The sequence below is a fragment of the Spirillospora sp. CA-128828 genome, from assembly GCF_050945415.1.
Classification (GTDB): domain Bacteria; phylum Actinomycetota; class Actinomycetes; order Streptosporangiales; family Streptosporangiaceae; genus Spirillospora.
The window spans coordinates 9129640-9147273 of sequence record NZ_CP191986.1 but is presented as its reverse complement, the minus strand read 5'-3'; the positions used below and the strand labels follow the sequence as shown (position 1 = coordinate 9147273).

Below are 17634 nucleotides of genomic sequence, written 5' to 3'. Positions count from 1 at the left end.
GAGGTTCAGGGCCGTGATGACGCCCCGCGGCCGGCGGCCGCCATCAGACCCCGACCGAGTCGTCCTCCAGCGGCGTCGCCGGGCGGAGCGCCTCCCGGGCCGCGATCGCCGCACCGCGGGCGCCCGCCATGTCCAGGTCCGGGACGACAGCGAAGATCGCCTTCTGCGCCTGCTCGACGCGCAGTGCCGTGTGCCGGCGCACCAGCGACAGCAGCCAGTTCCGGAACCGGGGGTGTGCCTCGACGACGCCGCCGCCCAGGAAGTAGGCGTCCGGATCGGTGAAATCCGCCGCGAGGGTGAAGAGCCTGCCCAGCGCCTTGGCCTGCTGCTCGAAGATCGCCAGTGCCAGCGGGTCGTCTCGTTCGGCGTAGGAACGCAGCAGCTTGGCGGCCTCCGCGAGCGGCACCTCCGACAACGGGTGGCCGGGGAAGCGGCTCAGCCAGTACGGCAGCAGATTCCGCCCGAGAGCGGTCAGCGAAGCGATGCTCTCCACATCCCCCGCGTTGCCGCAGTTGCACATGGGAAGCGGCTGCCCGTCCTCGACGACTCCCTCAAGGGGGATGCGGACGTGCCCCAGCTCCCCGGCCATACCGGACGCGCCCCGGACGACGCGCCCGGATTCGACCACCCCGCCACCCAACCCGGTCCCGACGATCGCAGCCACCGAGGAGCGTTCCATCGCCTCCGCGCCGAAATACGCGTGATGGGCGTACAAGGCCGCCGCGTTCGCGTCGTTGCTGTAGACGACCGGCAACCCGATCCGCTCCTCCAGCGCGGTGCGGATGTCGAAACCGGCCCATTCCTCGTGGCCGAAGTTCGTCGAGCCCTTCGCCGAGATGACCCCCTCGGCGGTCGCCGGACCCGGGGTGTCCAGCCCGACGCCGGCCACGGCCGACCTGCTCACCCCCGTGGCCTTCAGCACCTCGTCCAGGGACGTGCACAGCGCCCGCAGCGCCGCCTCCGGCCCCTCGCGAACACAACTGGCGGACTCCATGAGCCCCGACACCACGAACCGGCCCCCGGCGTCCAGGAGCGTCGCGTTGTTGGAGGTTCCGCCATTGTCAAGACCCACGATGTACCAAGGGCCGACTGCCATGCCCGCTCCCGTCCATGAATGCGCCGGCGCGCCCGGCGCACCCACAGCATGGAGAACCCGCCGCCCCGACGGCAAGACCGCGATGATCGCGCCGACCGGCCCACGGGGCTCACCGGCCGCCGTCAGGACGGCGTCAAGATTCCCCGCGTGCGCGGTCCGGGTGGTGCCGGTGACCTGATGCCCGGCGGCGACGAGAAGCGGCACGAGAGTTCTGCCCACGGCGACGGTGGCGCCGGCGACGAAGACGCGCACGGCGGGCTTTCCGATGTGGATGTCCGATGGAGAGCCGGGAGGCTCCGTCTCGACGGTAGGGAAGAATTAGTCCACTAAACTGGGCCATTAGATGGACAAAAGATTGGACAGCTTTCCAGCCCGGACGCCGGCGTCGGCCGTGGGGCCCGAGCTGTTCCTGGAGGTTCCGCCCAGAGGCGGGCGGCGCCGGGCGGTCGAGGAGTCGTTGCGGGCCGCCATCCGCGACGGGCGCCTCCTGTCCGGGGCGCGCCTGCCGTCGAGCCGGGACCTCGCCGCCGAACTGGGGGTGGCGCGCGGCACCGTCGCCGCCGCCTACGAGCAGCTGGTCGCCGAGGGCTGGCTCACGGCCCGGTCCGGCTCGGGGACGCGGGTCGCCGCCGGGGCACGCGCGCCGGCGCCGGCGCCCCGGGAGCACGCCGCCCCGCGGTCGTCCGCGCCCCGCCACGACCTGCGGCCCGGCCGCCCCGACACCGGTGCCTTCCCACGCGCCGCCTGGGCCCGCGCCATGCGGCACACGCTGCGGGAGGCGCCCGCCGACGCGTTCGACCTCGGGGATCCGAGAGGGCGGCCGGAGCTGCGGAGCACCCTCTCCGCCTACCTGGGCCGCGTGCGCGGCGTCCGCGCCGACCCATCGCATCTGATCGTGTGCTCCGGCTTCACGCAGGCGCTCGACCTGCTCACCGGGGTCTTCGCCGAGCTCGGGGCGGGGACGGCCGGGATGGAGAACCCCGCCATCGGCGACCACGTCTCGATCGTCGCCTCCCGGCTCGCCGTCGCGGACATCGCCGTGGACGCCGAGGGCATGTCCCGGGCGGAACTGGCCGCCTCCGCCGCGCAGGTCGCCGTGTGCACACCGGCGCACCAGTTCCCGCTGGGGACGAGCATGTCCCCCGGACGCCGGGCCGGGCTCCTGTCCTGGGCGGACGAGAACCTCGGCTGGATCGTCGAGGACGACTACGACGGGGAGTTCCGCTACGACCGGCGTCCCATCGGCGCGCTCCAGTCCCGCCGGCCGTCCCGGGTGATCTACGTGGGGTCGGCCAGCAAGAGTCTCGGACCGGCGGTGCGGCTCGGGTGGATCGCCTGCCCGCCGCGGCTGCTCGAACCGCTCGCCGAGGCCAAGCGCCGGGCCCGCCCCACCAGCCCGCTGGAACAGCTCGCGCTCGCCCGCATGATCGACAGCGGCGACTACGACCGCCACCTGCGCGGGGTCCGCGTGGCCTATCGCCGCCGCCGCGACCTCCTCGCCGAGGCGGTGCGCTCACGGCTGCCGCGAGCGCGCGTCCTCGGCATCGAGGCGGGCCTGCACGCCATCATCGAACTGCCGGCCGGCTCGCCGGACGAGGCGACGGTGTCCGCCGCGCTGCGCGCCGCGTCGGTGGACGTGCACACCCTGGGCGACTACCTGCGTCCGCCCCTCGGCCACGACCGGCGGCGGCCGTCGCTGGTGGTCGGGTACGGCACGCCTCCCACGCACGCCTACCCGGGTGCGGTCAACGCGCTCGTCGGTGTGCTGCGGAGGCTGGACGCGGCCTAGCGATCCGTGGACGCCCGGCGTCCCGGAACCTCGAACAGCCCAATGTTTCAGGCCGCGAATGGCCCAGTGTTCTGGGCCGATTCCGGCCTAGCGTGCCGTCCATGGAAAGCACCCCGCAGTCGAACACCGTTCTGACCGTCCTCCAGGAAGAGCAGCCGTCGATTCCCGGCGGGGCCTGTGCGATGACGGTCCACATCGAGCTGCCGCCGGGCGACCCGGGCACCCCGCCGCACCGCCACGCCGGCCCCGTCTTCGGCTACATGCTCGAAGGAGAAATGATCTTCGAGCTGGAGGGCGGGCCCGAGCGGGTGATCCGCGCGGGTGAGGCGTTCTGGGAGCCGGGCGGCGACGTCATCCACTACCAGGCGGCCAACAACCTCAACGACCGCCCGAGCCGATTCGTCGTCGTCATGATGTGCCTCCCGGGAGAGCCGATGCTCACCCTGGTCGGCGAGGAGGAACTGCGGCGGCGGCAGGACCGCCGCGCACCCCGCCCGTGACTCCGGCCCGTGACTCCGGCACGCGCCGCCGGCATGCGTGAGCGGCGGGCGGCCCGAGGGGCCGCCCGCCGCTCAGCCGGCGATCAGGCGGGGACGATGTTCTCCGCCTGAAGGCCCTTCTGGCCCTGCGTGATGTCGAACGACACCTTCTGGCCCTCCTGGAGCTCACGGAAGCCCTGGGCCGCGATGTTGGAGTAGTGGGCGAAGACGTCGGCGCCGCCGCCGTCCTGCTCGATGAAGCCGAAGCCCTTTTCCGCGTTGAACCACTTGACGGTGCCGGTGGCCATGATCGTCTCCTTCTGGATCGGTCCCGGTCGCACACCCTGTGCGGCCGGGGATGCCGCGATGGCCCATCCGGAAGATCCAGAACAACAAAAATGCGCCTGAGGTCAGATCCACCAGGCGCACGCACATGTCTTTGGGAACCGCAACTACCAGCGACGGTATCACATGATTTGGCGGGTCGACGGAAAACATGCGCAGGCCGCGCGCCGTGAATTTTCATCAGGCGCCGGAGTCTCCCCGCAAACGCTCAGGTGGCGCATAATGGGGGTAATGAAACCCACCAGACCCACCGGGCGGCGGCATCTGCCCACCAGCCCCTTCAAACCCCCGCCCGCGGCTCCGCCGACCAAGGAGTTCGAGCTGGGGGACCAGGTCACGCATGACAAGCACGGGCTCGGGCGCGTGCTGGAGGTCGAGCCCGGGCGTGCCGTCCTGGTCGACTTCGGGACGCGGAAAGTCAAGATTCTCGCTCCGTTCGCGAAGCTTTTCAAGCTCTGAGGCACCGCCGGGAACCCGGCCAGGGCAGGGCCGAATCCGCGGAATCGCCGACCGACGACCGCCGGGCCGGGAAAGGGCCCGCCCAGGCGGTTTTCAGGCCTGCCCTGGAGCCGGCAGCGGTGCCGTCTCCTCCTCCGGCGGGGTCACGTCGGCCGTGGGTTCCGCCGGGGTGTCGGAGACGCGCGCTCCCGCCATCTCGATCAGCCGGGCGGCCATGTCGCAGAACAGGAGCATCTGGCGAGCGGTGGCCGGGCTGAACGGCTGAGCGCCGGGTTGTCCCACGACGGCGAGCACTCCCCGGGTGGCCTCGCCCGTTTCCAGCGGCAGGATCAGGATCGGGCCGGCCGGCAGGCCGATGAGCGTCTGGTCGGCGGCGATCCGCGCCGACACGGCCCGGCGGGAACTGAACGCCCGGCCGAGCATCGACCGGCCGCGTCGCACCGTCAGCCCGCGTATCCGGTCGCTGTCGGTGCCGACCGCGACCTCGATCCGCAACGTGTTGCCCTCCTCGGCGGGGAGGGCCATGAACGCGAGAGGAACGCGCGCCAGCGTGCGGGCGTGCGCCGTCACGAGAGGCAGCATGCCGGACGGCCGGGTCCCGTTCAGGACCTCCGTCATCAGTTCGAACGCGGCGGCGAAGCGCCGGCGGTCCGCCCCGGTCGGCGCGGCTCCCGCGGACCCCCACCCGCTCGGTCCCAGATCGTCGCCCGTCATGTCGTCATCGCGATGTCGAGAGCTCCGACCGCGTGTCGAGAAACCAGGAGGACGCAGGCTTGGCCGTCCGCATCGGGAACCCCTCGTTCGCCATGAGTCTACGCCCTTTCGGGAAGCCCTATCTTGAGGGAGAGGGCGTGTGGGCTTCCGAGCCGGGGAGATGAGGCTCATGAGCGAAGTGTGGATCTCCGCCGCTGATGGCTCCGACATGATCCGCGCCGATGCGATCGTGATACTCCGCATGGACAAGACGGGCCGCCTGACCGCGCAGCTCCGCGACGAGGCGAAGGTCAACGTGACCCTTCTGGAGGGCTCGCCGGGTGGCGCCCGCCCGCCCGCCGACTTCCACCGCCTGCTGATCCGGATGATCGCCGAGCTCGCGGACTCCGGCGGTGCGCAACTGGTCCGCGCCCGGCAGGAGGGCGGCACATGGAGCTGGGCCAGTGAATCGCTCTAGCGCGTCGCGGCATGTTGGGAGAGCCGCGGGCGGGCAGAGGGGATATACGAGATGATGGGCGCGAGTTGCCGCACCGAGGGGCTGGCGCATGACGGACACTCCGCGACCGGAGATCGACACGACCGTGCCGCACTCGGCGCGCATCTGGGACTACTGGCTGGGCGGTAAGGACAACTACCCGGTCGACCGCGAGGCCGGCGACGCCGTCCTGCGCATACTGCCCGGGATCGCCGTGTCGGCCAAGCAGGACCGGGCCTTCCTCGGCCGCGCGGTGCGCTTCCTGGTCTCCCAGGGGATACGGCAGTTCCTCGACCTGGGCACGGGGCTGCCCACCGTCGACAACACCCACGAGGTCGCGCAACGTGTCGCGCCGGACTCCCGGATCGTCTACGTCGACAATGATCCGCTGGTGCTCGCCCACGCCCGGGCCCTGCTCACGAGCAGCGAACAGGGGGCGTGCGACTACATCGAGGCCGACATCCGCGACACGCGGGCGGTGCTGTCCGAGGCGGCCCGCACGCTCGATTTCGACCGCCCGATCGCGCTCATGCTGCTCGGCGTCCTGAACCATGTCCTGGACGACGACCAGGCACAGCGACTGGTCGCCGACCTGCTGAGCGCCCTCGCCCCCGGCAGCCATCTGGTCATCTCCCACACCTGCGACGCGACCACCGAGGAGCTGGACGGCGAAGCCATGCGCAGGGCCGTGCGGGAGGTGATGGAACGGGGCGGGACGCCGATCCGCGCCCGTTCTCCCGAGGAGATCGAGGCGCTGTTCGCCGGAACCCGGCTGCTGGAACCCGGGGTGGTGTCCTGCTCGCGGTGGCGGCCCGAGCCGTCCCCCTGGCGGGAGCCGGAGGTCCCGCACTTCAGCGGCGTCGGAGTCGTTCCCGGGGCTCCCTGAGACCACCGGATGAGCGCTGATCACAGGATGAGCGCGATGAAGATCAGGTAGGTCACGATGTTGACCAGCCAGCTGTGGGTGTTGATCCATTCCCTGACCTGGGGCATGGCCCGCTCCGCGCGCTTGTGGAGGAGCAGGAGGCCGAGCAGCGGCAGCGCCGCGATCAGAACGGTGGCGGCGATGAACGGCAACGCGTCGGCAAAGCTCGCGGAGTGCTGTTCCAGATGGGCGCCCACCGTCAGCATGACCGCGATGTCCGAGGGCATCAGCAGGATCACCAGAAGGCCGACCTTGAACGCCCTCCGGGGATCCGCCTCCATCAGCGTTCCGAGCCACTTGGGCGGCTTCACCGTCTCACGCTTCACGTAGCTCTTCACCGCCGCGGCGAGCAGGAGGGCGACGAGCGTGTACTGAATGATGCTCCCCACCGACCCCGCGTCGGAAGGGTCGCCGAAGGAGACGCCGTTTCCCAGCAGCGCGAAGACACCACGGGCGATGGCGGTTCCGACCAGCGCGGCGGTGGCCACACCCAGGAGGAAGGCCAGGGACACACGTACGGCCTGTTTGGTGGTCACCAAGACGATGGCGGACATGATCTGCGGTCCCACCATCATGGTGATGGCCAGCGGGAGTATGCGGAGATCCAAGTCTCCCCCCTCTCCGGCATCGGCGCCGCGATTCTCCGCCATCGATTCGCGCTCCAGGCGACCGACGCCTTACCTGCACATGCTGAGTCGGGCCACGCGTGCACGGCATCACCCGGACAAGGTGAGGTGAGCCCGGGAGACTTACCTTGTACGAGTAGAGTTCGTCGGGAGGAAGATCGATGACCCCACGGACCGACGCCGACGAGCTGACCGAGGAGCCCCGCATTCCGCTGAGCCGGAGGCGGGTGCTGCGCGCCGCGGCGGGGCTCGCCGACCGCGACGGCCTCGACTCGCTCACCATGCGCCGCCTCGCGCAGGAGGTCGGGGCGGAGGCGATGTCGCTGTACTACCACGTCGCCAACAAGGAGGCCGTCTTCGACGGCCTCGTCGAGGTGATCCTCGGGGAGATCATGGAGGCGGTGGAGCAGGTCGAGGCTCCCGCCCCGGACGAGGACTGGCAGGCCGCGTTGCGCGCGCGGATCCTCGCCGCCCGGGAGGTCTTCCTGCGCCACGGCTGGGCTCCGCAGCTGCTCGGAACCCGTACCACCACGAGCCCGGTCGTCATCGCCTACTTCGACCAGGTCGTCGCCGTCCTCCGCGCGGGCGGATTCTCCTACGATCTGGCCCATCGCGCGCTGCACGTCCTCGGCAGCCGCGCTCTCGGTTTCGCTCAGGAGCTGTTCCGGCCCGACGGCGCCCAGAGCGCGGACGCCGAGGCCGCCGCGATGATGGAGCAGATGGCCGACCGGTTCCCGAACATCGTCGGGATGCTGGCGCACGCCGTCCACGACGATCCGGACGGCACTCTGGGCTTCTGCGACGACCAGTTCGAGTTCGAGTTCGCGCTCGACCTGATCCTGGAGGGGCTGGAGCGGCGCCGCGCCGCCGGTTCCTGACCCCTTCCGACCTCGGCTGAGCGCGCCCGGTGCGCCGTCGTCTCCGGTTACGGGCCGAGTCCCGTTCCGGCGCGGCCCTTGACCCTCTTACGGCGTACGATTACCTTACGACGTACGAACACCTTACGTCGTACGACGGCGATCACACCCCGTCACCGAAGGGAAGACGCCATGAAAGCCTGGAGCTGGGACCGCTACGGCCCGCCCGAAGTGCTGACCCTCAAGGACGTCGACGAACCCGACATCGCCCGGGACGAAGTGCTCGTGCGGGTGCGGGCCGTGTCGGTCAACCCCTACGACTGGCGCCACGTGGGGGCCGACCCGAAGCTGGTGCGCCTCGGCATCGGCCTCCGCCGCCCGAGACCGGGCCTGATCCCCGGTGCCGACCTCGCCGGCGTCGTCGAGCGGGCAGGCGACGACGTGACCGGACTGCGTCCCGGCGACGAGGTCTTCGGGGAGGTCCGGCTGGGCTCGTTCGCCGAGACCGTCGCCGTCCCGCAGAACAGGCTGGCCGCCAAGCCCGCCCGCCTCACCTTCGAACAGGCCGCGTCGGTGTCGATGGCCGCGCACACCGCGCTGCAAGGGCTGCGGGACGTGGGACGACTCTCCGCCGGGCAGCGGGTCCTCGTCAACGGGGCGTCCGGCGGGATCGGCACCTTCGCCGTCCAGCTCGCCAAGACGCTTGGCGCCGAGGTCACCGGCGTGTGCAGCACCCGCAACATCGAACTGGTCCGTTCGCTGGGCGCGGACGACGTCGTGGACTACACCCGCGAGGATTTCACCGAGCGGAAGGGGCGATACGACCTGCTCATGGACATCGTGGGCGACCGGTCGCTGGCGCGGCTGCGGCGCCCGCTGACCTCCTCCGGCACGCTCGTGATCGTGGGCGGCATCGCCTCCGCCCGCGGCGGGTTACTGGGTCCGGCGGCACAGGTGGTCCGGGGGGCGCTGGCCTCCCCCTTCGTGAGCCAGCGCATCGTCACCGTCAGCTGGAAGCCCAACTCCACGGACCTGCGGTTCCTCGCGGAGCTCATGGACAAGAAGCAGATCGCACCCGTCATCGACAGGACCTACCCGTTCGCCGAGATCCCCGAGGCGCTCCGCTACATCGCGCGCGGCCACGCCCGAGGCAAAGTCGCCATCACCCTCTGATCGTCGTGGCCGCCATGAAGCGGGACGCGCTCATCCGCGGCGAAGGGGACACAATGCTCGGTGTGACGGGGTTGCTGGACGACGATGCGCTGGAGAGTTCGGCGGTGGTGGCCAACTGCGCGATGAATCGCGAGCGGTCGCTCAGCGGCTCGAACGGCTACGGCCGCGAGCTCGGCTTCGACGTCATGGCGGAGCTGGCGGACCGCGGTGCGCGGTCGGCTCGCGTACGGTGGCTGGACCTGTGCTGCGGGAGCGGGCGCGCACTTACAGAGGCGGCCCGGCTGCTCGCAGGCCGGGATGTGGGAGCACGGGTCGAGATCGTCGGGCTCGACCTGGTGGACCACTTCGTCGTGGCCCCCGTCCCGCCGGGATTGCGGCTGGTCGCCGGCTCTGTGGCCGACTGGGTCCCGACGGCCGGTTCGACCTGATCACGTTCTACGAACCGTTCGACGATCGGCCCGGCGCGATCCGCTGATCCGGACGGCGCCGGCGGGCCGGGAGGGGTCCCGTGCGGGCAGGCCGATCATTGTCGCCCGTGTGGGAGAGACAACGGACGGAAGTCCGCCAGATCGCGGGTGCCATCGCGTTCGAGACCGTCATGCGGTACGGGGACGCCCTCGCCAGATCGCCGCATGCCGAGAAGACCATGGAGGCGACGGCGGAGCGCGTGGCCACCGCTGTCGCCCGTGCGGTCGCCGGTGAGCGCGTGGCCCATGCCGAAGAGATCGTCCGGTCGGCCAGGTCGGCGGCGCTGGAGGCGGCCACCGGCGCGGCGGAGGATGTCGCGGAGAAGACGGCCGCGCGCCTCACGGCCGAGGCGGCGGCCGCGTCGCTGAAGGCGGCGCGCGAGGCGGTGGAGGAGGAACTGAAGGACGCCTGGGAGGCGTTCGAGGAGTCGAGGGAGGGGCTGCGGCGGTCCCTCGGCCGGTTCGCGCGGGAGGAGGCGGCCCGGGTGGTCGCCGAGATCGCCGCCGAGACGGTGCCGCCCGTCGTGGAGGTCAGGGTGGCGGGCGCCCCCGGCCCGGTCCGCCTCGGCGGTCACGCCCACGCCGTGCTCCCCGACGTCCTGCTCGCGCTCGGCGCCGGCTGCCACGTGCTCCTCGTCGGCCCGGCCGGCACCGGGAAGTCGATGATGGCGCAGCAGGCGGCGGAGGCGTTCGGGCAGGGGTTCCACGCCCTCTCCCTGGGGCCGACCACGCCGATGAGCAAGATCTTCGGCTACTACGACGCGCACGGCCACTACCACGCGACGCCCTTCCGCCGTGCCTTCGAGGACGGTGGGCTGATGCTGCTCGACGAACTGGACAGCGGCCATCCCGGGCTGCTGGCGGAGCTGAACCAGGCGCTCTCGCTGCGGTCCTGCGCGTTCGCCGACGGCATGGTCACCGCGCATCCGGACTTCCGCCTGGTGGCCACCGCGAACACCTACGGCACCGGCGGCGACCGGCAGTACGTGGGCCGGCAGGCGCTGGACGCGGCCACGCTGGACCGGTTCACGATCATCGACGTCCCGGTCGACGAGGACCTGGAGGAACTGATCGCGCTCGCGCACGCGCCCGCGCGGCCCGACGACACCCGGCGGGTGATCGCGGAGGTGCGGCGGCTGCGCGCCACGGCGGCCGAGAAGCGGCTGCCGGTCATGTTCTCGCCCCGCGCCGCCATCGACGCGGCCAAGCTGCTCCAGGCGGGGGCGAGCGTGGAACAGGCCGTCCGGTGGCGGGTGGTGCGGGGCATGTCGGCGGCACACCGCTCGGCCCTCGGGCTGGCGGAGGACGAGGAGTGAGCCGGGGGGACCCAGGACACGCCGACACCGTGCACGCACTTCGTCCGATCTGGTCCTGGCAGGAGTTCGTGGACCGGGCCTGCGCGCCCGACAGCATCGCCGACGGCAGCGGACGCCACAGCACCGCCGAGTGGGCCGGCGCGTCGTGGGACGAGACGATGCTGCTGGCCAGGGACGGCTGGACCACCGTGCTGCCCGAGGTGGACGCCGAGGTCGCCGAGCTGCGCGAGCGGGTCAAGGACGAGGTGCTGACCACGGCCCTCGTCCCCGCCTGGGACGTCACCGGCAGCGAGGTGGACATCGGCGCCTACCTGTCCGGCGAGCCGGAGTGCATGGTGGACGCGGTGCCGCAGCGGATCTCGGCGCGCGGCCGCGTCGTGACGTTCCTGGTCCCCGCGGGATTCGTCACCGACACCCCGCACTCGGCCGTGCACAACCGGGGGACGGCGCTGGCCGCGCTGTGTTCGTCGATCATCGCGTCCGGGCACAGCGTCGAGATCTGGTCGGGTTTCTGCCCCTACGTGAGCGAGACGGAGCGGTACGCGTCGGTGGCACGGGTGATCTCGGCAGCGGAACCGCTGGACATGGGACGGCTGATGTTCGTGCTGGCGCATCCGGCGATGCTGCGCCGGCTGTGGCTCGCGGTCTGGGACGGCGCGGAGAAGCCGGTGGCGTTCCGCATGTGGAAGGAGTTCTACGGGTGGCCGCCGTACGACTGCCATCCGGAGGATCTTCCAGAAGGCATCGAGGATCCGTACATCCTGCCCTTCCTGGCGCCGCACGACCCCCAGTGGCAGACGATGGACACCGCGCTCGCGTGGTGCAGGGAGATGTTCACCGGCCTCGGCCTCCTGCGGGCCGTCGCGGGATGAGACCGGGCGCCGGGTCAGGAGGTCCCGTGGCTTTCGCCGGTGGTGTTTCCGCTCGCCGATCCCCACCCGTTCATGATCCTGTCCACGACGACGCGGTAACTGACCTCGCCTTCCTTGTGGCGGTACTTGATGCGCCACTTCGCGGAGCCCGGATCGGCGGGGATGTCGACGGCGGTCCGCCACGGCAGCTTGACGTTCTTCAGCGTCGTGCTCTTCCCGTTGACCGTGTACGTCAACGACGTCAGCCTGACGTTGCCGGTCACGTAGAACTCCAGTACCCGGGTCCGCGCGGTGGCGGACGGGGAGGCGGATGCCGAGGACGCCGGCCCGGCCGGGGACGAACGGGGCGCCCGGTCCGGCCCGGTCTCACCCGAGGACGGCCCCGGGCCGCCCAGGACCAGGACGCCGGCGGCCAGTCCGCCCGCGATCAGAACCCCCGCCCCGGAGAGCAACACCGGGCGGCGCATTCGAACCCTCGCAAGACGGGGCCGGGCCGCCGGCGGGTTCTCCATCTCGGCGACCTGCCGGTGGATCTCGCTCGCGATCTGCGGCGGCCACGCCGTCCGGTCCCCGCCCGTGACCGGCGGGGCCGCCCGTGCCGCCAGTCCGGCGGGGTCCGGACGGGCGGCGGGGTCGGGGCGCAGACAGTCGGCGATCGCCGCCCGCAGGTCGTCGCCGATGACGGCCTCGGGGGAGCCCCCGCCGGGCGGGCCGCCGGTGCACGCGAAGGTCAGCGTGCAGCCCAGGGAGTAGACGTCGCTCGGGGGCCCGGCGGGCGCGCCGGCCTCCTGCTCGGGCGACATGTAGCCGCGCGACCCGGCCGGGGTGCCCGGAACCGTCCCGTCCGGGCGCCGCTCGCCCACGATGCCGAAGTCGATCACCCGGGGCCCGTCGGCGGTGAGCAGCACGTTCGCCGGTTTGAGGTCGAGGTGGACGTACCCGGCGCGGTGGATCAGGGTGAGCGCCTCGGCGAGACCGGCCGCCAGGGACCGGACGGCGTCCGCGGGCAGCGGGCCGAAGCGCCTGACGGCGTCCCGCAGCGAGACCGCCGGGAGGAACTCGGTCGCCATCCACGGCCTCGGCGCGTCCGGGTCCGCGTCCAGCATCCCCGGGCCGTACAGGCCGCCGACGGCGCGGGTGGCGGCGACCTCGCGGCGGAAACGGGCCCGGTGCTCCTGATCGCCGGCGAGGTCGGCGTGCATCATCTTCACCGCCGCGGCACGCCCGCCCGCGGACCGGCCGAGGTAGACGACGGCCATGCCCCCGGACCCGGCTCGCGCCAGCAGCCGGAAGCGGCCGGCCTCCCTGGGGTCGGTGTGCTCCAGTCCCCGCACCCGTCAGCCCCCGTCCGGTGGGGTGAGGGCCTTCACGTATCCGCCGGCGGTGCCGATGAACACCGAACCGCCGATGGCCACCGGTGCCGAGGTCCGGAGCGTGACATCGGCCGGATAGGTCCACTTGATCCGTCCGTCGGCCGCGCCGAGCGCGTAGACGTTCCGGTCGGCGCAGCTCGCGTACAGCGTGTCTCCGGTCAGGCCGAGCGCGTTCCACTGGTTCCTGGACGCGCCCGGAGCCAGCCGGCGCGACCACACGACCTCACCGGTCGCGGCCCGGACCGCGGACACGTCCCCGGCCGCGGTTCCGAAGTGGACCAAACCGCCCCCCTTCCCGAATCCGAAGCTCTCGTAGACCGTGTCGCCGAAGTACCTCTTCCAGACGAGCGCGCCGGTGTCCGCACGCAGCGCGTGCACCGTGCCGGGCCCGTCGAGGACGAAGACCAAGCCGTAGCAGACCTGCGGGTAGTGCGCCCACTCCACCTGATACGTCCAGCGGGGACGGCCGCTGCCGGCGTCCAGGGCGGCCACCCTCGTCCTGTCGGCCACGACCACCACGTCGTCGGCGACGGCGATCCCGTACTCCGCCTTCACGGGAGCGTTCCAGCGGCGCCTGCCGTTCTTCCTGCCCAGGGCGGTCACCGAGTAGTAGCCGAAACAGGCCATCTTGGTGCCGGCCACGGGATACATCGGAACGTTCTTCTCGGACGGCCATGGGCGGCTCCACCGCTCGGCACCGGAATCGGCGCGAAGCATGGTGAGACGCGAGGCGAAGTGGTCGACGAGGAACACGTCGCCGCCGTTCACGCTGACGTGGTCGACGTCGACGGAGCGATGTTTCCAGCGTGTCTTCCCCGTGTCCGGGTCGAGGGCTTTCAGGATGCCGTCGCCGTGCGCCAGGAGAACCCCGCCGGCCGCCAACAGGTCGGGGTAGTAGTCGCCCGCTTTCACTTTCCACCGCGACTTCGCCCGAGGGGGCGGGGTGGACGGTGATGGCGTGGGGGACGGCGTCGCCGCCCGCGCGGCCGGACGCCGGACGGGGTCCCGGTTCCTCGACAGCGTGGCCGCGCCCGCGGCGACACCGGCCGTGGCGAGCGCCGCGGCGCCGCCGATGAGCAACGCGCGTCTGCTCGGTACTCGGGTCGCGGTGGGCGGGCCGGACACGGCGTCGCCGTCCGTGGTCGGCGGCTCGGCGGTCTCCTCCGCCGAACCGGCCCGGTCGGCGACCGTGGCGGAGGCGGCCGGGGGCATCGCGGACTCGGGCAGGCCCCGGGCCTGGACGGTCCGGCGGCCGATGGCCTCGGCGACGCCAGCCGGCAGCCACCTGGCGCCGTGCGCGGGACCGGCCCCGTCCAGCCTGGCGAGCAGGCCGGCGGCGGAGGGGCGCCGCTCCCGCTCCAGCCGGAGGCAGTCCCCGACCAGGTCGCGCAACCACGGGTCGGAGATCCCGCCGAGATCGGCCTGCCCGGCCTTGATCCGTCTCAAGGTGGCCGCCGTGCCGTCGGCCGCGAAGGGCTCCGCCCCGGTCGCCGCGTAGGCCAGCACGGCACCGAGCGAGAACACGTCGCCGGCCGGCCCGACCTTGAGGCCGGCGGCCTGCTCGGGCGACATGAACCCCGGAGTGCCGGGCGTGCCTCCCACCCTGGTGATCGTGACGGCGTCCTCGGGACGGGCGATACCGAAGTCGATCACCCGGGGACCGCCGGCGGTCAGCATGATGTTCCCCGGCTTGAGATCGCGGTGCGTCAGCCCGGCCCGGTGGATGTCGACCAGCGCCTCGGCGAGTCCGGCGGCCAGCGTGCGGACGGCGGGCGCCGGAAACGGCCCATGCCCGGCGACCGCCTCCCGCAGCGACAGCCCAGGAAGGTAGGCGGTGGCGAGCCAGGGCGTCCCGGCGTCCGCGTCGGCGTCCAGCATCGAGGCGGTGAAGGCACCGCTGACGGTCCGGGCCGCGCCGATCTCCCGTTCGAACCGGGCCCTGTACTCGGCGTCGCCTGTGAATCTCGCACTGACGACCTTGACCGCGACCAGCCGGCCGCCCGGGGACCGTCCGAGGTAGACGACGCCCATGCCGCCGGCGCCCAGCCTGGCGAGCAGGCGGTAGTGACCGATCCGGTCGGGATCGTCCGGCCGCAAGCGCTGCACAGACCTGCCTTCCGCACGCTCTGGAGTCTCTCCACGCCCTTTTGTAACGACTTTCTCTCATGATGGCGTGGGGTTCCACTTGATCGAGTATGAAATCTTCGGAGGCTTCCCGGGAGGAAGGGCTGATGACAGTGCCGCGATTTCAACCCAAGGTGGAGTTCCTGCCGGCGGAGATCAGGACCCTCTCCGACGGAATTCCCCCGGCCCAGCCCGGGACACTGTTCGCCTTGGGGGCGCGCGGCGGGATGAGGGTCGCACCGGACGCCGGGTTCACTCTCGTTTTCGGGCGCCAGGAGGACTCCGTCCACGTCTGCGTGGGCCCGGGCGACACCCACGTCAGCCGGAGGCACGGCCACATCACGCGCGAGAATTCGCGCTGGATTCTGTACAACACCGGGAAACTGGCCATCCGGTTCCCCGGGTCGCGCCTGGTCCTCCGCGGCCAGTCGGCGGAACTGCCCCCCGCGGGATACATGCCGCTGTTCATCGTCGCACCCGATCAGGATCATTTGTTCGAGGTGCGGATCGCGGCGGGCGCCGCTCCACTGGGAGCGGGCGCCCGCAACGAGGCCCCGACCGACGAACGCCGGCCGTGGCGACTGGAGGCGTCCGAGCACCTGGTCCTGGTGTGCCTCAGCCAGCGGTACCTCCGCCACGACCCGGACCCGCAGCCCCTGACCTGGGCCCAGGTCGCCGACGAGCTGGGCCGCCTCCAGCCGAAGGCGGGATGGAACCAGAAGAAGGCCGCCCGCCGCGTCGAGAAGGTGCGCCACCAGCTGAGCGGCGAGGTGCCCGGACTGCTGGAGCACGAGGTCGCCCCGCCCATCGGCAACGCCCTCAACGTCAACCTGATCCGGAACCTGCTGATCACCGGCACCATCACCCCGGACCACCTGAGCCTTCTGGACGAACCGCCAGAGCGCTAGCGCCGGCCGATGGCCGGGCAGCGCTCGTCGCCGGGCGGGAGGGTTCTGGTGGCCAGGTAGGTGTTGACCTTGGCGTCGACGCAGGGGTCGCCGTACTCGCCGTAGATTCCGTGGGCGACGGCGTCGAGGGTGAGGAGCCGGGAGCCCGTCATCAGCCGGTGCATGGCCTTGCCGCCCTGGTAGGTGGTGGCGGCGTCGCCGGTGGCGGACACGATCAGCGCCGGGGTGGGGTTGCCGATCCGCGTCGGCTGCTCGCGTGGCGAGCCCGGCCAGAAGGCGCAGGGCCAGATGTTGTTCTTGAGCGGCCCGAACAGGGGGTGGCGCGACCGGCTGCGCTGGACGTCGTTCCAGTAGGTCTCGGGGTCGCGGGGGGCCGCGCGGTCGCCGCAGATGATGGCGGCCGCGGCGCTGCCGTACTGGGAGTTGGCGCTGGTCAGCAGGAACGCCAGGAGACCGTCCAGTTGTTCGTTGGGGGTCGCCGCGCGGCCGTTGGCGGCCTCGTTGAGGACGCGGACGGTGGAGGCGAACTCGGCGCGGTCGGCGGGCCGGTCGGCGGCGCTGCCGACATAGATGATCTGGGGGAGCGCGTGCTCGTCCACCAGGTACGGGCCGACCTTGAGGGGGCGTTCGGCCGCGGTGTCGGTGATGCGGCGCACCGTGGCGAGCACCTGGCGGCGAGTCTGGCCAAGGCCGTACACGTCGTGGTGTTCGGCCGCCCAGCTCGCCCAGGCGCGCAGGGCGTGCTCGGCCTCGTCCTCGGTGCCCTGCATGAGCCTCGGGCCGTACGTGCGGGGGTCGCCGGCACTGTCCAGCACGACACGGTCGGTCCGGCCTGGGAACATCTGGGTGTAGACCGCGCCCAGGTAGGCGCCGTAGGAGTAGCCGAGGAACGAGATCTTGCGTTCGCCGAGGGCCCTCCGGACGAGGTCGATGTCGCGGGCGGTGTCGCGCGTCGTGACGTAGGGGAGAACGTCGCCCTGGCCGCGGCGGCACCTTTCCGCGAGGTCGCGCTGGAAGGCGACCTGGCGATCGAATCCGGCGCGGTCGGACCCGGCGGAACGGAGCCACAGGCCGATGGGCCAGCCGCAGTCGAGCGGTGTGGAGCGGCCGACGAATCGCGGGTCCAGCCCGATGAGGTCGAACCGGGAGGCGACCTGCTTCAAGTACGTGCGGGTCTCCAGGGGCATGCCCAGTGTGGGCTCGGCCGGGCCGCCGCTGTTGAGCACCATGGTGCCGATCCGGTGGGCGCGGTCGGTCGCCTTGAGCCGGGACAGCGCGATCTTGATCGTGCGGCCGTCCGGCCGGGCATGGTCGAGCGGCACGGTGATCTGCGCGCACTGGGCGCCGGCGCGGTCGAGTTCACCGCCCACCGCGTCGTCGGGGCTCTGGGCGCACCGTTTCCAGGCGATGTGCCGATCGTGCTGGCGGCCTGGGGTGTCGGCGTGCGCCGCCTGGACGGCCAGGGGCGGCACGGCGGCGAGCATGAGCAGGAGGGCCGGGATCCGGCGTCGTGATCGTGTCATGGCTCAGAACGCTAAGTAACGGGGGCGGGCCTGTCCGATACAGCCTGCTGCCTCAAGAAGGTGGAGCGGGCTGTAGTGCCGCCCGGCCGATCGTCCCGCAGACTGGGCGTTGT

The 17634-nt window shown here is 71.9% G+C and carries 18 protein-coding genes; 11 read left to right on the top strand and 7 right to left on the bottom strand.

Translation table 11 applies throughout. From position 1 onward, the window contains the following. Positions 1–43: 43 nt before the first annotated feature. Complete coding sequence (locus tag ACQPXG_RS43920; RefSeq protein WP_433465056.1) at positions 44–1348, bottom strand: ROK family protein; 1305 nt, start codon at positions 1346–1348, stop codon at positions 44–46. Between the two features lie 91 nt (positions 1349–1439). Between ACQPXG_RS43920 and ACQPXG_RS43915 the strand changes: the two genes are divergently transcribed. Together ACQPXG_RS43915 and ACQPXG_RS43910 are read left to right on the top strand one after the other, a co-directional pair. Beyond that, positions 1440–2885: a PLP-dependent aminotransferase family protein gene (locus ACQPXG_RS43915; protein ID WP_433465055.1), complete on the top strand. Its 1446-nt coding sequence runs from the start codon at positions 1440–1442 to the stop codon at positions 2883–2885. A 101-nt stretch (positions 2886–2986) separates the two neighbouring features. Beyond that, the gene (locus tag ACQPXG_RS43910; RefSeq protein ID WP_433465054.1) at positions 2987–3385 is read left to right on the top strand and encodes a cupin domain-containing protein; all 399 of its coding nucleotides are present in this window, start codon (positions 2987–2989) and stop codon (positions 3383–3385) included. 83 nt (positions 3386–3468) lie between these two features. Here ACQPXG_RS43910 and ACQPXG_RS43905 read toward each other — a convergent pair whose 3' ends face one another. Then, the gene (locus ACQPXG_RS43905) at positions 3469–3672 is read right to left on the bottom strand and encodes a cold-shock protein (RefSeq protein WP_024936225.1); all 204 of its coding nucleotides are present in this window, start codon (positions 3670–3672) and stop codon (positions 3469–3471) included. Positions 3673–3940: 268 nt separating this feature from the next. On the opposite strand from ACQPXG_RS43905, the gene ACQPXG_RS43900 reads away from it, so the two are divergent. Beyond that, on the top strand, positions 3941–4168 hold the full coding sequence (locus tag ACQPXG_RS43900) for a hypothetical protein (RefSeq protein WP_433465053.1): 228 nt from the start codon (positions 3941–3943) through the stop codon (positions 4166–4168). 93 nt (positions 4169–4261) lie between these two features. Here ACQPXG_RS43900 and ACQPXG_RS43895 read toward each other — a convergent pair whose 3' ends face one another. Then, entirely contained in the window at positions 4262–4882 is a 621-nt protein-coding gene (locus ACQPXG_RS43895; protein ID WP_433465052.1) for a GAF domain-containing protein, read from the bottom strand. A 169-nt stretch (positions 4883–5051) separates the two neighbouring features. Between ACQPXG_RS43895 and ACQPXG_RS43890 the strand changes: the two genes are divergently transcribed. Continuing rightward, complete coding sequence (locus ACQPXG_RS43890; RefSeq protein WP_433465051.1) at positions 5052–5339, top strand: hypothetical protein; 288 nt, start codon at positions 5052–5054, stop codon at positions 5337–5339. Between the two features lie 88 nt (positions 5340–5427). After that, entirely contained in the window at positions 5428–6243 is an 816-nt protein-coding gene (locus tag ACQPXG_RS43885) for an SAM-dependent methyltransferase (protein WP_433465050.1), read from the top strand. 20 nt (positions 6244–6263) lie between these two features. Here the strand turns inward: ACQPXG_RS43885 and ACQPXG_RS43880 are convergent, their stop codons facing one another. Beyond that, positions 6264–6932, bottom strand: coding sequence for a GAP family protein (locus ACQPXG_RS43880; RefSeq protein WP_433465049.1), 669 nt, complete (start codon positions 6930–6932; stop codon positions 6264–6266). Positions 6933–7069: 137 nt separating this feature from the next. Between ACQPXG_RS43880 and ACQPXG_RS43875 the strand changes: the two genes are divergently transcribed. The 5 genes from ACQPXG_RS43875 to ACQPXG_RS43855 all read left to right on the top strand — a co-directional run bounded on the left by ACQPXG_RS43875 (position 7070) and on the right by ACQPXG_RS43855 (position 11593). Next, positions 7070–7786 (top strand): TetR/AcrR family transcriptional regulator C-terminal domain-containing protein, encoded by a 717-nt coding sequence (locus ACQPXG_RS43875; protein WP_433465048.1) that lies wholly within the window; start codon positions 7070–7072, stop codon positions 7784–7786. Between the two features lie 171 nt (positions 7787–7957). Beyond that, positions 7958–8938 (top strand): NAD(P)-dependent alcohol dehydrogenase, encoded by a 981-nt coding sequence (locus ACQPXG_RS43870; RefSeq protein ID WP_433465047.1) that lies wholly within the window; start codon positions 7958–7960, stop codon positions 8936–8938. Between the two features lie 5 nt (positions 8939–8943). Continuing rightward, positions 8944–9366 carry a hypothetical protein gene (locus tag ACQPXG_RS43865; RefSeq protein ID WP_433465046.1) on the top strand — a complete coding sequence of 141 codons (423 nt, stop codon included), beginning with the start codon at positions 8944–8946 and terminating at the stop codon, positions 9364–9366. A 107-nt stretch (positions 9367–9473) separates the two neighbouring features. Beyond that, on the top strand, positions 9474–10721 hold the full coding sequence (locus tag ACQPXG_RS43860; RefSeq protein ID WP_433465045.1) for an AAA family ATPase: 1248 nt from the start codon (positions 9474–9476) through the stop codon (positions 10719–10721). A 29-nt stretch (positions 10722–10750) separates the two neighbouring features. Beyond that, the gene (locus ACQPXG_RS43855; RefSeq protein WP_433465044.1) at positions 10751–11593 is read left to right on the top strand and encodes a DUF7192 family protein; all 843 of its coding nucleotides are present in this window, start codon (positions 10751–10753) and stop codon (positions 11591–11593) included. Positions 11594–11607: 14 nt separating this feature from the next. Here the strand turns inward: ACQPXG_RS43855 and ACQPXG_RS43850 are convergent, their stop codons facing one another. Both ACQPXG_RS43850 and ACQPXG_RS43845 read right to left on the bottom strand, forming a co-directional pair. Further along, positions 11608–12927: a serine/threonine-protein kinase gene (locus ACQPXG_RS43850; protein ID WP_433465043.1), complete on the bottom strand. Its 1320-nt coding sequence runs from the start codon at positions 12925–12927 to the stop codon at positions 11608–11610. Positions 12928–12930: 3 nt separating this feature from the next. Beyond that, on the bottom strand, positions 12931–15072 hold the full coding sequence (locus ACQPXG_RS43845; protein WP_433465042.1) for a PQQ-binding-like beta-propeller repeat protein: 2142 nt from the start codon (positions 15070–15072) through the stop codon (positions 12931–12933). 125 nt (positions 15073–15197) lie between these two features. Here ACQPXG_RS43845 and ACQPXG_RS43840 point away from each other — a divergent pair, with 125 nt between their 5' ends. Continuing rightward, entirely contained in the window at positions 15198–15998 is an 801-nt protein-coding gene (locus ACQPXG_RS43840) for a hypothetical protein (protein ID WP_433465041.1), read from the top strand. Here the strand turns inward: ACQPXG_RS43840 and ACQPXG_RS43835 are convergent. Continuing rightward, positions 15995–17521 (bottom strand): alpha/beta hydrolase, encoded by a 1527-nt coding sequence (locus ACQPXG_RS43835; RefSeq protein ID WP_433465040.1) that lies wholly within the window; start codon positions 17519–17521, stop codon positions 15995–15997. The two genes, ACQPXG_RS43840 and ACQPXG_RS43835, sit on opposite strands and share 4 nt — an antisense overlap. Positions 17522–17634: the final 113 nt, after the last annotated feature.

Excerpts from the sequence above, each read along its gene's own strand:
- ACQPXG_RS43900 (WP_433465053.1), top strand. The coding sequence starts at position 3,941 with ATGAAACCCACCAGACCCACCGGGCGGCGGCATCTGCCCACCAGCCCC.
- ACQPXG_RS43910 (WP_433465054.1), top strand. The coding sequence starts at position 2,987 with ATGGAAAGCACCCCGCAGTCGAACACCGTTCTGACCGTCCTCCAGGAA.
- ACQPXG_RS43885 (WP_433465050.1), top strand. The coding sequence starts at position 5,428 with ATGACGGACACTCCGCGACCGGAGATCGACACGACCGTGCCGCACTCG.
- ACQPXG_RS43835 (WP_433465040.1), bottom strand. The coding sequence starts at position 17,521 with ATGACACGATCACGACGCCGGATCCCGGCCCTCCTGCTCATGCTCGCC.
- ACQPXG_RS43890 (WP_433465051.1), top strand. The coding sequence starts at position 5,052 with ATGAGCGAAGTGTGGATCTCCGCCGCTGATGGCTCCGACATGATCCGC.
- ACQPXG_RS43840 (WP_433465041.1), top strand. The coding sequence starts at position 15,198 with ATGACAGTGCCGCGATTTCAACCCAAGGTGGAGTTCCTGCCGGCGGAG.
- ACQPXG_RS43905 (WP_024936225.1), bottom strand. The coding sequence starts at position 3,672 with ATGGCCACCGGCACCGTCAAGTGGTTCAACGCGGAAAAGGGCTTCGGC.
- ACQPXG_RS43880 (WP_433465049.1), bottom strand. The coding sequence starts at position 6,932 with ATGGCGGAGAATCGCGGCGCCGATGCCGGAGAGGGGGGAGACTTGGAT.
- ACQPXG_RS43870 (WP_433465047.1), top strand. The coding sequence starts at position 7,958 with ATGAAAGCCTGGAGCTGGGACCGCTACGGCCCGCCCGAAGTGCTGACC.
- ACQPXG_RS43875 (WP_433465048.1), top strand. The coding sequence starts at position 7,070 with ATGACCCCACGGACCGACGCCGACGAGCTGACCGAGGAGCCCCGCATT.
- ACQPXG_RS43895 (WP_433465052.1), bottom strand. The coding sequence starts at position 4,882 with ATGACGGGCGACGATCTGGGACCGAGCGGGTGGGGGTCCGCGGGAGCC.
- ACQPXG_RS43915 (WP_433465055.1), top strand. The coding sequence starts at position 1,440 with ATGGACAAAAGATTGGACAGCTTTCCAGCCCGGACGCCGGCGTCGGCC.